14 protein-coding genes are annotated in these 13,835 nt (G+C 74.2%); 8 read left to right on the forward strand and 6 right to left on the reverse strand.

Annotation, left to right across the window (positions count from 1 at the left end):
- Positions 1-37: 37 nt before the first annotated feature.
- On the forward strand, positions 38-643 hold the full coding sequence (locus G3T38_RS03435; protein WP_163770702.1) for a DUF3000 domain-containing protein: 606 nt from the start codon (positions 38-40) through the stop codon (positions 641-643).
- Entirely contained in the window at positions 640-1,950 is a 1,311-nt protein-coding gene (locus tag G3T38_RS03440) for an HRDC domain-containing protein (protein ID WP_163770703.1), read from the forward strand. Before G3T38_RS03435 ends, G3T38_RS03440 begins: the two co-directional genes overlap by 4 nt.
- Before the next feature lie 7 nt (positions 1,951-1,957).
- On the opposite strand, the gene G3T38_RS03445 is transcribed toward G3T38_RS03440, so the two are convergent.
- The 4 genes from G3T38_RS03445 to G3T38_RS03460 all read right to left on the reverse strand — a co-directional run bounded on the left by G3T38_RS03445 (position 1,958) and on the right by G3T38_RS03460 (position 6,943).
- Positions 1,958-3,343: an extracellular solute-binding protein gene (locus G3T38_RS03445; protein ID WP_163770704.1), complete on the reverse strand. Its 1,386-nt coding sequence runs from the start codon at positions 3,341-3,343 to the stop codon at positions 1,958-1,960.
- A gap of 48 nt (positions 3,344-3,391) precedes the next feature.
- Positions 3,392-4,669 carry a PucR-like N-terminal domain-containing protein gene (locus G3T38_RS03450; protein WP_163770705.1) on the reverse strand — a complete coding sequence of 426 codons (1,278 nt, stop codon included), beginning with the start codon at positions 4,667-4,669 and terminating at the stop codon, positions 3,392-3,394.
- Between the two features lie 98 nt (positions 4,670-4,767).
- On the reverse strand, positions 4,768-5,721 hold the full coding sequence (locus G3T38_RS03455) for an HAD family hydrolase (RefSeq protein ID WP_163770706.1): 954 nt from the start codon (positions 5,719-5,721) through the stop codon (positions 4,768-4,770).
- Between the two features lie 127 nt (positions 5,722-5,848).
- A complete protein-coding gene (locus tag G3T38_RS03460; protein ID WP_163770707.1) occupies positions 5,849-6,943 on the reverse strand; it encodes a hypothetical protein in 1,095 nt (364 codons plus the stop codon).
- A gap of 236 nt (positions 6,944-7,179) precedes the next feature.
- Between G3T38_RS03460 and G3T38_RS03465 the strand changes: the two genes are divergently transcribed.
- The 4 genes from G3T38_RS03465 (at position 7,180) to G3T38_RS03480 (ending at position 10,030) form a co-directional block, all read left to right on the forward strand.
- A complete protein-coding gene (locus G3T38_RS03465) occupies positions 7,180-7,824 on the forward strand; it encodes a hypothetical protein (RefSeq protein WP_163770708.1) in 645 nt (214 codons plus the stop codon).
- A gap of 83 nt (positions 7,825-7,907) precedes the next feature.
- Positions 7,908-8,543, forward strand: a complete 636-nt coding sequence (locus G3T38_RS03470; protein ID WP_163770709.1) for a hypothetical protein — start codon at positions 7,908-7,910, stop codon at positions 8,541-8,543.
- Positions 8,544-8,637: 94 nt separating this feature from the next.
- Positions 8,638-9,267 carry a hypothetical protein gene (locus G3T38_RS03475; RefSeq protein ID WP_163770710.1) on the forward strand — a complete coding sequence of 210 codons (630 nt, stop codon included), beginning with the start codon at positions 8,638-8,640 and terminating at the stop codon, positions 9,265-9,267.
- 118 nt (positions 9,268-9,385) lie between these two features.
- Positions 9,386-10,030 carry a hypothetical protein gene (locus tag G3T38_RS03480; protein WP_163770711.1) on the forward strand — a complete coding sequence of 215 codons (645 nt, stop codon included), beginning with the start codon at positions 9,386-9,388 and terminating at the stop codon, positions 10,028-10,030.
- Here G3T38_RS03480 and G3T38_RS03485 read toward each other — a convergent pair.
- Positions 10,017-11,051: an ABC transporter permease gene (locus G3T38_RS03485; protein ID WP_163770712.1), complete on the reverse strand. Its 1,035-nt coding sequence runs from the start codon at positions 11,049-11,051 to the stop codon at positions 10,017-10,019. The genes G3T38_RS03480 and G3T38_RS03485 overlap by 14 nt on opposite strands.
- Before the next feature lie 132 nt (positions 11,052-11,183).
- Between G3T38_RS03485 and G3T38_RS03490 the strand changes: the two genes are divergently transcribed.
- The gene (locus G3T38_RS03490) at positions 11,184-11,735 is read left to right on the forward strand and encodes a TetR family transcriptional regulator (RefSeq protein ID WP_174267598.1); all 552 of its coding nucleotides are present in this window, start codon (positions 11,184-11,186) and stop codon (positions 11,733-11,735) included.
- Between the two features lie 62 nt (positions 11,736-11,797).
- The gene (locus G3T38_RS03495; protein WP_163770713.1) at positions 11,798-12,334 is read left to right on the forward strand and encodes a VanZ family protein; all 537 of its coding nucleotides are present in this window, start codon (positions 11,798-11,800) and stop codon (positions 12,332-12,334) included.
- Between the two features lie 39 nt (positions 12,335-12,373).
- On the opposite strand, the gene G3T38_RS03500 is transcribed toward G3T38_RS03495, so the two are convergent.
- Positions 12,374-13,603 (reverse strand): PucR-like N-terminal domain-containing protein, encoded by a 1,230-nt coding sequence (locus G3T38_RS03500; protein ID WP_163770714.1) that lies wholly within the window; start codon positions 13,601-13,603, stop codon positions 12,374-12,376.
- Positions 13,604-13,835: the final 232 nt, after the last annotated feature.

Consider the following 13,835-nt stretch of genomic DNA (forward strand, 5'->3'; position numbering starts at 1 on the left):
CACGGCCGACCCGGCCGCCCCGGCTTACCCTCGGCCCATGGCCGCTGGACATGACGCGCGCCCGGGCACCGACGCCGGGCTCGTCCCGAGCGCCTTCCGCGACGCCGTGGCGGCGATGCGGGGGGCACGGGTGCGACCCGAGGTGCACCTGGAGGAGATGCCGGCCCCGCGCCGGATCGCGCCCTACGCGGCCGCCGTCACGGGCGACGTCGAGGAGGGCGAGGAGGAGGTCGCGACCGGCCGCCTCATCCTGCTGCACGACCCCGACGGCAACGACGCGTGGGACGGCACGTTCCGCTGCGTGACCTACGTGCGCGCCGACATCGAGGGCGAGCTCGCCACCGACCCGATGCTCGCCGAGGTCGGCTGGTCGTGGTTGCGGGAGGCCCTCGAGGCGCACGGCGCCGGGTACGTCGCGGCCGCCGGCACCGTCACCTGCGTCACGACGCGCGGGTTCGGCCAGATGTCCGACGACGAGACCACCGCGCAGATCGAGATCCGCGCGTCGTGGTCCCCCAGCGACCTCGCGCTCGACAAGCACACCGAGGCCTGGGCGGAGCTCATGTGCCAGGCCGCGGGACTCCCGCCGCTGCCCGACGGCGTCGCGCTGCTCCCCAGCCGCCGCCAGCGGGGCCGCTCGTGACCGACGCCCCGTCGACGGGACCCGACGACGCCCAGGAGCCCCCGGAGGCTCCCGAGGCCCCGCTGCTCGAGCTGCGCGACGGGCTCACCCCGGTCATCGAGACCGCGGAGGCCCTGGCGGAGTACTGCGCCGCGCTCGCCACGGCGGACGGCCCGGTCGCGATCGACGCCGAGCGCGCGTCGGGCTACCGCTACTCCAACCGCGCCTACCTCATCCAGCTGCGCCGCGAGGGCGCCGGTACGGCGCTGGTCGACCCCATCGCCTTCGCGTCCCTCGCCCCGCTGCAGGAGGCCATCGGCGACGCCGAGTGGATCCTCCACGCCGCGACGCAGGACCTGCCGTGCCTCGCCGAGGTGGGGCTGCACCCGGCGAAGCTGTTCGACACCGAGCTCGCCGGACGTCTGCTGGGCCACCCGCGCGTGGGGCTCGCGAGCCTCGTCGAGCGCCAGCTCGGGCGGCGGATGCGCAAGGAGCACTCCGCCGTCGACTGGTCGCGCCGCCCGCTGCCGGAGCCGTGGCTGGTCTACGCCGCGCTCGACGTGGAGGTGCTCGTCGAGCTGCGCGCGCTCCTCGTCGCCGAGCTCGAGGAGCAGGGCAAGACCGAGTGGGCGCGCCAGGAGTTCGAGCACCTGCTCTCCTTCACGCCGACCGTGCGGGTCGACCCGTGGCGACGGGTGTCCGGCACCCACAAGCTGCGCGGCCGCCGAGCCCTCGCCGCGGTCCGCGCCCTCTGGACGACCCGCGACGAGGTCGCCCGCACCCGCGACACCACGCCCAGCCGCGTGCTGCCCGACTCCGCGATCATCGCCGCGGCCGAGGCGCTCCCCACGACGCGCGCGGCGCTGCTCGCGACGCCGGGCTTCAAGGGCCGGGGAGCGGACCGGTACGCCACGCGCTGGGTCGAGGCGATCCAGGAGGCCCTCGACCTCGACGAGTCCGCGCTGCCTGCCCGCACCCTGCGGGGCGACGGACCGCCGCCGGTCCGGGCCTGGGCCGACAAGGACCCCGCCGCCGCCCGTCGCCACACGGTCGGTCGCGACGCCGTCGTCGCGCTCGCCGAGGAGCGCTCGGTGCCGGTCGAGAACCTGCTGACGCCCGACTACCTCCGGCGGCTGCTCTGGTCGCCGCCACGCACGCGCGACCGCGCCGAGCTGGTGGAGGCCGTGGGCGCGCAGCTCGCGTCGTACGGCGCCCGCCCCTGGCAGGTGGAGCTCACCGCGCCCCTGCTCGCCGACGCCGTGATCGCCGGCGACGTGGAGCCGGTCCCTGAACCCCAGCCCGAGCCGAGCCCCGGGGACGAGGCCTGAGCGACCGCTACTCCTCCTCCGCGGCGCTGCCGCCGAGCAGCAGCCGCGAGGCCTCGTCGAGCTCGGTGACGGTCGAGAGGATCGTCTCCTCGTTGAGGATGGCGTCGTTGAGGAGCGCGTCGAGGTACGGCGCGACCGCGGCGTCGAGCGCCGCCTCGTCCGGCACGGCCGGCAGGAAGTAGGTGTAGCGCAGGTTGTTGGTCCAGACGCTCGCGTGCTCGGGCAGCTGGTCCGTCTGCTGGTAGGCCTCGGACTGGGCGACCTCGAGGAGCACCGGCACGATGTAGCCCGCCTCGGTGACGCCCGCCATCGCGTCGGGGCTGGTCAGGTCGACGATGGTGTCGGCCGCCGCCTCCTTGGCGTCGGAGTCGAGCGACATGCAGATGCCGCCGGCGGTGCCGACGGTGGCGCGCTCGTCCACCGACGGCGGGAAGATGACGTCGAAGTCGAGCCCCTCCACCGCGCGCAGCGCAGGCACCGCGGAGCGCGGCGCCATGATCATCCCGAGGCGACCCGACGTGAACCACTCCATCGCGTCGGCCTCGGCCAGCTCGTCGGCGGTGAGCGTGATCTGGGGCTCGCGGAGCACCTGCAGGGCCTGGGTGAGCGCGCTGACGGAGGACTCCTCCGACAGCGCGGTCGAGGTCGGCGGCGTCTGGTCGTCGAACACGCTGCCCCCACCGGACAGCACGAACGGGGCGAGCTGCTCGAGGGTCGGTCCGACGTAGAGCCCCTTCGTGCCCGCCTCGGGGTCGGACGCGGAGCGGGCCGCGGCCTCGAGCTCCTCGAGGCCCCACCGGCCGCTGCTCGGCACGGGCAGGCCCTCGGCCTCCATGGCGTCGAAGTCGACGAGCGCCGTGTTGTAGAACATCACGAGCGGGTCGATCGAGTAGGGCATGCACGCGAGGCGGTCGTTGACGGTGAACGCCTTCACCCCGTCGTAGGACAACGTGTCGCCGAAGTCGACGTTGCGCGCCACCATGTAGGAGTCGACCGGCTCGATGAGGTCCTGGCCGTCGAGGTAGGCCAGGTCGCTGTTGGAGGCGAAGAAGAGGTCGGGCAGGGCCTCGCCCGCCGCGACGGCCTCACGCAGCGACGAGTCGGAGGACTGCACCTGCACCTGGCGCGTCTCCGTGGCCTCGTTGAGCTCCGCCGTCTCGGACACGAGCGCCTCCACCTCGGCCTGCGGCATGCCGTAGGTGCCCAGCGTGAGGTCGGCGGCCGCCGCGGTCGACGGGGGCGTCGGCGGAGGCGTGACCTCGCCGTCGCCCTGGCAGGCCGCGAGGGTCGGCACCAGCAGGGCCACCGACGCGACCGCTCCGACCGCAGCTCTCCGACGCTCCACGTTGCCCCCGATCGTCTCCGCGGCCCCGGTGCCGGGGCGCGCCGTCACGATACCCGTGGGCCACCCCCGGCCGGCCGGGTGGGAGCGGCACGCTCCTCAGCCCGTCGCCCGGTGGAAGCGCTCGAAGTCGCGCTGGTCGCCGGCCTTCCACAGCGGGACGCTGGCCTTGAGCACCATGGTCAGCGACACGACGAACTCCGGGTCGTGGAGGTCCTCGCCGAACAGCTCGTTGATCCGCTTCCAGCGGTAGCGCACCGTCTGGGCGTGCACCCCCAGGCGCGCCGCGATCGCCGGCGCGCTGTCCCGCGACTCGAGCCACGCCAGCAGCGTCTCGGAGAGGATCTCGCGGGAGTTGGGGGTCTCCGCCAGCAGCGGCGACAGCAGGTCCTGCACCAGGCCCTGGCGCAGCAGCGGCTCGGCGTGCAGCCAGATCTGCGTGCGGTGCTCGGCGCACCGGAGCAGCGGGCCGTCCGGCACGATCCCCGATCCGGCCAGCGTCAGCATCTTCCGCACCCAGCGGAGGGCGTCGCGCAGCTCGGCGGGACCGACCGGCCAGCCCAGGCCGACCCGGTGACCCGTCTGCTCGAGCAGCGGCTCGAGCACCTCCACGACCTCGTCGACCTCGGGCGCGGGCGCCAGCAGCACGAGCCCCGAGCCGTCGGGGCGCACCAGCACCCGGTCGAGGACGCCTCCGGCGGCCAGCACCTCGCGCACCTGCTGGCGCAGCGTGGCCGACTGCTCGTCGGCGACGGTGACCTCCCGGTGCTCCAGGCCCAGCACGACGAGCCGCTCCGGCACGCGCCACTGCGCCGCACTCGCCAGCGACCGGAGTGCCTCCCCGTCGACGCCGCGGAGCAGGGCGTCGAGCAGCCGGCGCCGTGCGCGGCCACGGTCGGCCTCGAGGCGGCGTCGCGCGACGTCGTACCCGATGCGGGTCTGCTCCACGAGGTGGTCGAGGTAGGCGAACATCCGGTCGCCCAGCACCCCGAGCGCGTGGGCCGAGAGGCCGTGCGTGCGCGCGAGGTCGCGCAGGTGGCGCCACGCGTCCTGGGTGGCGACGCGGAACGCCGCCTGGGTGGCGTCGAGGTCGCCCTCCTCCCACGCCTCCCCGTGGCCCATCTGGCGGAAGAGGTCGTCGACGCGCGCGTTGGCGAACGGGCGTCCCTCCGCCACCGCCATGAGGTGCTCGATCGCAGCGGCGACCGCGCCCTCGATCAGCTGGTGCCGACGCCCCTCGGGGTGACCGGCGTAGCTCGCCACCTTCGCCTGGATCTCGTCGGCGATCTCCAGCGCCAGCTCGGGCGCCACGGAGCGCACGGCGCTGGTCAGGCGCGCCGCCGCCTCGGCGTCCTCCGCCCGGATGGGCAACGTCACCGCACCCACGTCTGCTCCCCCATGCGTTCCCTCCCTCGTCGACCGGGCCCGCCGCACGCGCGGCGCGTCCCTTCCTGCAGCCGGTGCAGCCCTCCCGCTCACACCAGCACCCCCGCGACGACGAGCGCAGCCCCCGCCAGCGCCGCCGCCCCGCTTCCGATCCGTACGGCGCGCAGCCGCCCCGGCAGTCCCCGCAGCCTCGCGAGGAGCACCTCCACGCGGTCGACCGCCACGTCGGGCAGCACCACCACCGGCACGTCGCCCGCGCGCGCCACCGCGGCGCCGGCCGTGTCGGTGAGCGCGAGACGCGCGCCGACGGGCACGGTTCCGGCGCCTCCCGCCACCCAGACCACGGAGCGGCCGGCCCCGGCGAGCTCCGCGACCAGCGTCCGACGGCCGTCGGCGTCCGCGACGGCACGGACGTCGCCCCCGGTCTCCGCCGCCAGCCGCTGGGCCTCGACCTCGCCGGCGGAGGTCACCATCGTGGTCGCCCAGCCGTCGGTCGCGAGCCGGGCCAGCGCTCCCGTGGCCTCGGGCCGCACGCGGTCGGCGACCGTGATGGAGCCGAGCATCCGCCCGTCCACCTCGACCGCGACCGTGCGCCCCCCGCGGGTGACGGTCGGCGCGGCCACCCCGAGCCACCGCGGGTCGCCCACGCGCACCGGGTGGCGGTCGACCGAGCCCTCGATGCCGGCGCCGGGGACGCGACGTACGTCGGTGACACGGCCGCTGCCCGCCAGACGTGAGATGGCCCGCGAGACCGGGCCGTCGCCCTGGTGCTCGAGCGCCCCGGCGAACCAGCGCAGGTTGCGGTCGTGGTCGGGCTCGACCGGCTCGACCGCCACCACCTGCAGCTCGCCGTCGGTCGCGAAGCCACCGGCCTCGGCGACGACGGCGTCCCCGTGGCGCGCGGCGGCGAGCAGCACGCCGCCGCGCGGGACCACGGTGCCGTCCGCCCGGAGCGGGGCGAGGGCGAGGGTGTCGGCCAGCACGACGAGGAGGGCGGCGACGAGCAGCAGGACGGCACCGACGGCGAGCAGCACGGCGCTCATGCCGGTCGGCCGGTCCCACGCAGGACGTCGTCCACGCACTCACTCCCCGATAAGTCAGTGTGGTTGCGGTCACAGTAGAGCCGCCGGGTGGGCCGTCCGTCAACGCCCGGCAGCGACGGGGGCCCGGTCACTGCCCCGCGGCGTCGCCGGGGGCGTACGTCGGGTACTCGCGGGGGACGGGGATCGAGTTCCACCGGGGGTCGCCGGGGACGTTCTCGAACACGAAGCACCCAGCCTCCTCCGGCGTGTCGGCGCCCGCCGGAGGTGGGCCGAAGACGGGCGTCCCGTCATCGAGGATCGCGAAGCACCCCATGGTGCCGTACCGCACGGTGACGGGGTTGTCGGGACCTGAGAGGAAGGAGCTGAGCGTGGCACTGACGTCGTCGCCGGAGCTCGTCCGGCATCCGGACAGACCGGGGATGTCGACGGTGCCGCTGAAGCTGCCGCCCGTCGTGCCGTAGGCGGTCCTGTCAGGATCGACCCACTGGAGTTCCTCGGCCACCGGGCCCGAGTCCGGCTCGCTCTGGAGGCGGAGCGCGAACGGCGGTGTCTCGCAGGCACGCAGCCCCACGTCGACCCCGTCGACGGCGAGCGAGACCACACGGAGCCGCACGTCACCCGTGAGGGTCGCCTGGTCCATGTTGTTGCGGTCGCCGCTCGCCGCGGACGTGTACCGCTCCTGCAGCCGTGTCGTCAGGGGGACCGGGAGCCCGTCGCCGTCGCGCACCTGGTTCATCTGGATCTCGACCACCACGGGAATGCTCCCGAACGCGACCGTGTGCACGGGGATGATCTCGCCCTCGCCGTACGGGTGTTCCGATCCCTCCGGCGAGACCATGAAGGCCACCGCTTGCAGAAGGCTGGCGAACGAGGTGTCCTCGGAGACGGGATAGGGGCAGGGGTTGTCGGGGATCGCGTTGGCGGGTCCCGTGCACGTCCCGAAGGTCGCGTTGATCGCGAGGGCACGTGTGGGTAGACGCAGCCACTGCTCCGAGCGTGTCGATCCGGCCAGTCCGTTGTAGGGACCGTTGAGCCACGACACCTCGTTGCGGTCCTGCCCCGGGATGCCGAGCGTCGGCGGGAAGGGCGGACCGGCGTCCTCGACCAGGGGCAGGCCGGGGAAGGGTCCCGGCTCGGCGCTGCCCGCCGTGGGCAGCATGAGCAGGGCGAGCACCACCCCCGCAGGAGCCAGGCAGCGACGGACGAACGACGAGGACCTCACCGGCGCACTGTCGCAGCGGCCGCGAGGGAGCCGACAGCGCTGCGCCGGAGCCCGACCACCGTGGGAGCAAAAGTTGTCATGTGGGTGATAAACGCGCCCTGCCCGTTGTCACGTCCGTGACAATCCAGCGGCCTATTTCGCCGACATCGGCCGGCCCCCCTGGACGCGCGGCCCCTGGACCGGGCTGCATGGGCCCCGTGACACCCGTCACAAGCTCGGAACCCAGGAGGACAGCAATGAAGCTCAGGACCCTCGCCGCCGGTGCGGCCGTCGCCGCCGTCGTCACCGTCTCCAGCCCCGCGTTCGCCGCCGGACCGCCATACACCGTCTCGGTCGGCGGCAGCAGCGCCGCGGGCACCCACGCCATCAGCGCCACCAGCACCGGCACGGTGACGTTCAACGCCCGCAACACCTCCGGCACGATCATCAACATGAACTGCTCGTCCGTGACGGGCTCCGGCACCGTCACCTCGGGCACGGGCGTCAACCCCGTCGCGACGATCGCGACGACCACGTGGACCGGCTGCACGATCCCCGGCGGCGCGGCCACCGTGACCCACAACGGCACGTGGAACATCACCGGCACGGGCACCAACGCGACGACCGGCAACGAGACGATCGCGGGCTACGTCGGCGGCGCCAACGCCTCCGTGCGCACGACGTCCAACCCCAACATCTGTCGCTTCACGGTCACCGGGCAGGCGAACGGTTCCTTCAACGAGGCGACCCAGCAGCTCAACATCAGCCAGACCGGCTACTCGAGCAACCTGACCCTCTCGAACGTCGTGGGCTGCCTCGGCCAGCTGCAGAACGGCAACCCGGCCAACATGGTGGCGAACCTCAACGTCGCCTCGCCGGACGGCGCCATCAACCTGTCGTGACCCCGAGCGGGCGGGCCGTTCCCCTCCCCCGGCCCGCCCGCTCCTCGGCTCGACCCCACCCCCACGTCAGGAGACCCGCCCGCATGACCGCCAGCCCGTTCACCCGCCGCGTTCGCCGCGCCCTCACCACCGCCGGCGTCGGCGCCGCCGTCGCCCTCATCCCGCTCGCCGCCCACGCCGCGACCATCGTCCCCATCGAGTACGACGCCGTCGGCACCAGCACCATCGCCAAGACCGGCTCCGACGTCGGCCTCGGCCCCACCACCCTCAGCACCGACCTCGACGTCGACTCGGGCAACTTCACCGGCTCCCTGCCCCTGCCCGGCACCCGCACCAACTTCAAGGCCGCCGGCCTCCTCCCCGTCCAGGCCGACGTCGCCTTCGTCGAGGTCGCCCCCGTCACCGGATTCATCAACCTCTCCGGCGACATCGCCTCCGTCGACGCCACCGCGACCTACAACGTCAAGCTCTCCAACATCAAGATCCTCGGCTTCCCCACCTTCACCGGCACCAAGTGCCAGACCACCACCCCGGTCACCATCCCCGTCGGCACCGAACCCGGCGTCGGCTTCGACCTCACCGAAGGCGGACGCCTCGTCGGCGAGTACACCATCGGCAAGTTCTCGAACTGCGGCCTCAACACCGGCCTCATCAACCTGCTTGTCCCGGGCGCCGGCAACACCGTCGAGATCGACGTCTCGAACGGCCGCTTCCTCTGATCGACCGCGTCTCGCAGCGGGCAGGCCGACCTCTCCCCCCGGCCTGCCCGCTTCGCCGTCCCTCCCCACTTGCCTCCCGCACGTCAGGACTCCCATGAGCAGCACCACCCGCCGCGCACGTCGCGCCCTCACCACCGCCGGCGTCGGCGCCGCCGTCGCCCTCATCCCGCTCGCCGCCCACGCCGCGACCATCGTCCCCATCGAGTACGACGCCGTCGGCACCAGCACCATCGCCAAGACCGGCTCCGACGTCGGCCTCGGCCCCACCACCCTCAGCACCGACCTCGACGTCGAGACCGGCAACTTCACCGGCTCCCTGCCCCTGCCCGGCACCCGCACCAACTTCAAGGCCGCCGGCCTCCTCCCCGTCCAGGCCGACGTCGCCTTCGTCGAGGTCGCCCCCGTCACCGGATTCATCAACCTCTCCGGCGACATCGCCTCCGTCGACGCCACCGCGACCTACAACGTCGAGCTCTCCAACATCAAGATCCTCGGCTTCCCCACCTTCACCGGCACCAAGTGCCAGACCACCACCCCGGTCACCATCCCCGTCGGCACCGAACCCGGCGTCGGCTTCGACCTCACCGAAGGCGGACGCCTCGTCGGCGAGTACACCATCGGCGACTTCGCCGACTGCGGGGCGAACACCGGGCTGATCAACGCCCTCGTGCCCGGCCCCGGCAACACCGTCGAGATCGACGTCTCGAACGGCCGTTTCCTCTGAGGCATCGCGTCACCCGAGGGCTGCGGACGGTGCGGCTGGTGCCGGCCCGAGTCGGGCGGAGCCGTCCCAGCCGCACAGTGCACCGCCCGTTCACCCTCGTCCGACCCAGGAGACCCCCATGAAGCTGAAGACACTCGCCGCCGGCGCGGCCGCGACCGCCGCCGTCATCGTCTCCAGCCCGGCGTTCGCGGCGGGACCGCCGTACACGGTGTCGGTCGGCGGCAGCAGCGCCGCGGCAAGCCACAGCGTCACCGCCGCCAGCACGGGCGCCGTGATGTTCAGCATCCGCAACAACGCCGGCACGATCATCAACTCGAACTGCACGTCCGTCAGTGGCACCGGCACGGTCACCTCGGGCACCGGAGTGAACCCGGTCGCCTCGATCTCGACGACCACCTGGGTCGGCTGCGCCATCCCCGGCGGCGCCAAGACCATCACGCAGAACGGCACCTGGAACATCACGGGGACGGGCACGAACGCCACGACCGGCAACGAGACCATCGCGGGCCAAGTCGACGGCATCGACGCCAGCGTCCACACCACGGCGAACCCCAACGTCTGCCGCTACACGGTGACCGGCCGAGCCAGCGCCTCGTTCAACGAGGCCACGCAGCAGCTCGTCATCGACGAGACCGGCTACACCGGCAACCTCACGATCTCGAACGTCGTCGGCTGCCTCGGTCGGCTGCAGAACGGCAACGCTGCCAGCTTCGCGACCACCCTCAACGTCACCTCCCCCGACGGCGCCATCAACCTGTCGTGACGCCCCGCCGGTGCAGCACCCAGGACGCGCCCATCGTCAGCACGACCCCGGCGACCGCCCAGGCCGCGATGACCAGCACGGGGCCACCGATCCCGGCGGCGTCGAAGTAGACAGCGCTGCGCACCGCCTCCGTCGCCGCCCCGTTGGGCAGCCACGGCCCGACCGTGCGCCAGAAGGTCGGCAGCAGCGCCGCGGGCACGGCACCACCGGCGCTCGGGTTGCCGATGACGACGAAGAGCAGGATCGCGACGGCGATGCCCACCGTGCCCAGCAACACCTGGAGGGCCACCGTCATCGCGGCGCCGGCGAGCACCACGAGGGTCCCGATGCCGGCCAGCACCCAGACCGGCCCGTCCAGGGCGCCCAGCCAGGGACCGACGACGAGCGCGCCGCCGAGGCCCGAGGCCGCGGCGTACGGCACCAGCGACGCGAGCCGCACCGCCGCCCGGCGGGGCGTGGCGGGACGGCTGCCACGGGCGACGCCGAGCAGGGAGGCGACGAGGTAGCCGCCCACCATCCACCCGACGACGAGGTAGAAGCCGGTCAGCCCGCGGGCGTCCCCGCCCTCGAGGGGCACGAGGTCCTCCGTCGTGAGCGTGCGTCCCTGCGACGCCTCCGCCTGCGTGAGCACGGACTGCACGGCGGTCACGACGGACGACCCGCCGCCCGAGGCGACGAGCAGCGTGTCCTCGGTGCCGTCGGCGGAGACCACCAGGGCCGCGGCGAGGTCGCCGTCCCGAACCTGCGTCCGCGCGGCCGCCTCGCTCGTCGCCGTCGCTTCGAGCGGGGAACCGTCGATGCCGTTCAACCGGTCGACGACCTGCGTCGCGACGCTGTCCGGCGCCACCACCCCGACCTCGATCTCGTGGGGCGTCGGGTCGTGGAACGCGCCGACGTACGACGCGACGAACGCCAGCTGCAGCACGAGCACGCCGAGCACGAGGCCGACGGACCGCAGCGGTACGGCGTCGCGGAAGGTCCGCAGGGCGGCGCGGCCCCGCGCCGATCGAGTCGTGGTCATGTCGTCCTCCATTGCGCTACCAGCAGTTTCGTAATCGACGGTACGCCGCCGCCGCGCATTCCGAAACTCTCAGTAGCGATATAGGGTGGTGACGTCGGCGACAGCCGCCGGCACCGCGAGGAGGGCAATCGGGTGAGCAGGACCGCAGGGCGTCCGCGTCGCGCCGGCATCAGCCGCGCGGTGCTCGACGCCGCCGTCGAGCTCGTCGCGCGCGACGGCTACCGCGCCACCTCGCTCGACGACATCGCCCGCGCCTCGGGGGTCGCCAAGACGACGGTCTACCGCCGCTGGGAGTCCAAGGGCGCCCTTGTCGCCGCCGCGCTCCTCGACCGGCTGGGCGACCTGCCCGGGGTGACGGGCGAGAGCGACCTGCGCGCGACGGTGGCCTGGCTCGCCGGCGCCGCGAGCCGGCCCGACGTGCACGCCCTCCTGCTCGGGGTGCTGGCCGAGACCACCGACTCGGAGCTGCGCTCCGAGCTGCGCGCCCAGGTGCGGGCCCCGTTCGTCGCGGCGCTGGCCCAGGGCTGGGGGGTCGACGCCGAGTCCGCCGCCACCGCGTTCGACCTCGTGGTGGGCACGCTCCTGTTCCGCTCGGCCGGTTCCGAGCCCGTCGAGCGGAGGCTCGTCACCGACCTGACCGACCTCGTCGTCGGCTACCTGGTGGACCAGCGACGCGGTACCTGAGGGCGCCCGGTCGGCACCTGCGGACGAGGCGACCGGGGCGCGTCGCTCCCTAGGGTCGGACCGTGTTCCGCCAGGTCCCCGTGCTCCCCGTCGTCGTGCCGATCGCTGCCGTCGTGCTCCTCGGCCTCCTCCTCCACCTGCGCCGTCGGGGCCTGCTCGACCTGCAGCGGGCGAGCGTCGCGCTCGCGCTGGCGGCGTACGTCGCGGGTGTCGTCGCGAACACGGTGTTCCCGATCTACCTCGACAAGCCGACCTCCACGGCGCCGTGGCACGCGGGGCTCGCCCTCGTCCCCCTCCACGACTACGAGGTGGCCGACGCGCTCATGAACGTCGGCGTGTTCCTCCCGGTGGGCGTGCTCGCGTCCCTCCTCCTGGCCCGACCGTCCTGGGCACGGGTGCTCGCCGCCGCGGCGCTCTTCAGCCTGGTCATCGAGGTGACGCAGTACGTCACCGCCCGCACCCTGGGCGGCGGGCACGTCGCCGACGCGGACGACCTGCTCTGGAACGTGGTGGGCGGCGTGCTCGGCTGGGGGCTGCTGCGCCTGGCCGTGCGTGCACCGGCGCTGGCGCGGCTGCACGACCGGTTCGCCTGGCGCTGAGCCGGCTGCCGGATCCGCACAGCCCGCACCCCCGGCCCCTCACCCCGACCGGGCCCCGGCCCGCGCGCGCTCCGCGTGGAGCGCCGGGAGCAGCACGGAGGCCATCGCCGGGTCGTCCACCGCCTCGCCGAGGAGGTCGCGGAGCCGCCGCATCCGGTGCCGCACCGTCTGGTGGTGCACCCCCAGCTGCTCCGCCAGCACCGGGGCGCTGCCCCGGGTCTGCAACCACGCGAGCAGGGTCTCCGCGAGCGCGTCGCGCTGGGCGGGCTTGCAGACGTCGAGCGGGGCCAGCAGGTCGGAGGTCACCTGCTCCAGCAGCGCCTCGTCGGCGTGCAACCAGAGCGTCTCGCGGTGCTCGGCGCAGCGCACCACCCCGTCCGGGGGAAGCGCGATGACGCCGCTCCGCACCAGGCGGAGGGCACGCACCGCCCACCGCACCCCGTGCGGCACCTCGTCCGGCTCTCCTCCCCAGCCGAGGGCGACCGGCCGTCGACCCCGGTGCGCGAGCGCGGCCGCGACGTCGGCCGCGACGCGCTGGGCGACGACGAGCACCGCCCGCCCCCGCAGCACGCCGGCCAGCAGGTCCTCCCGGAAGGGCTCGACCGCGGCGACCTGGGCCGCACGCGCGGCCCCCTGCACGGTCTCCGTGACCACGGCGACGAGCGGCCCCGGCGGCGGCCAGGAGAGCCCGGCCTCCTGCGCCAGGGCGCCGAGCCGGGTCGGCGACGCACCGGCGAGGAGCGCCGCGAACAGACGGGTGCGGGGCTCCTCCGTCGCCACCCGGGGCGCCGCGGTGCGCTGCTCCTCGACGTACCCGCGCACCGCCTGGTCGTGCAGCCACCGCTGGTAGGCGAGGAGGACGTCAGTGACCCGGTCCACGAGCGCCGGTGGCGTCGCCAGCTCGGCGGCCCGGCGCCGGAGCTCCGACCAGCCCTGCTGGGTGGCCACCTGGTGGGCGGCCTGCATGGCGTCGAGGTCGTGGCCCGCGGCGGCCTCGAGCCGACCGAGCCGGTCGAAGTGCCGGGCGAGCTCGCCGGTGCGCACCGACGCGCCCGCGAGCGCGTCGACGAACGCCGTGACCGCCAGCGCGACCGCCTCGTCGACGACGGGCCGCAGCGTGGGGTGCGCGAACCCGGCGACCACCGCGACCACCTCGTCGGCGAGGCGGCGGCTGAACGCGGGCACGCGGGGCCGGTACGCCGTGGCGAGCCCCGGCGCGAGGCCGTGGGCGCGCGCGAGCGGGCACGGCGCCGCGTCCCCGTCGACCACGGCACCTCCCCGGCTCCCCCGGCGCGGTCGTCGACCGGCGCTCCCCCTGACGTCCGCAGTGAACGGTCGGCGGGCCGGTGGGTCCAGCCCCGAGGCGCCGGCGGGGGCCGACGGACCCGGTTGCGGAGCAGAAGTTGTCAGGCCCGTGACAACTTCTCCGCCCCCGACCACCGAGGGGCCACCAGATTGGCTCCGAGCGGTGACAGGTGACCGGCACCACACATAGTTTCGC

The sequence above is a fragment of the Nocardioides zeae genome (assembly GCF_010686755.1).
Classification (GTDB): domain Bacteria; phylum Actinomycetota; class Actinomycetes; order Propionibacteriales; family Nocardioidaceae; genus Nocardioides; species Nocardioides zeae.

Excerpts from the sequence above, each read along its gene's own strand:
- G3T38_RS03435 (WP_163770702.1), top strand. The coding sequence starts at position 38 with ATGGCCGCTGGACATGACGCGCGCCCGGGCACCGACGCCGGGCTCGTC.
- G3T38_RS03455 (WP_163770706.1), bottom strand. The coding sequence starts at position 5,721 with ATGAGCGCCGTGCTGCTCGCCGTCGGTGCCGTCCTGCTGCTCGTCGCC.
- G3T38_RS03465 (WP_163770708.1), top strand. The coding sequence starts at position 7,180 with ATGAAGCTCAGGACCCTCGCCGCCGGTGCGGCCGTCGCCGCCGTCGTC.
- G3T38_RS03470 (WP_163770709.1), top strand. The coding sequence starts at position 7,908 with ATGACCGCCAGCCCGTTCACCCGCCGCGTTCGCCGCGCCCTCACCACC.
- G3T38_RS03475 (WP_163770710.1), top strand. The coding sequence starts at position 8,638 with ATGAGCAGCACCACCCGCCGCGCACGTCGCGCCCTCACCACCGCCGGC.
- G3T38_RS03480 (WP_163770711.1), top strand. The coding sequence starts at position 9,386 with ATGAAGCTGAAGACACTCGCCGCCGGCGCGGCCGCGACCGCCGCCGTC.
- G3T38_RS03485 (WP_163770712.1), bottom strand. The coding sequence starts at position 11,051 with ATGACCACGACTCGATCGGCGCGGGGCCGCGCCGCCCTGCGGACCTTC.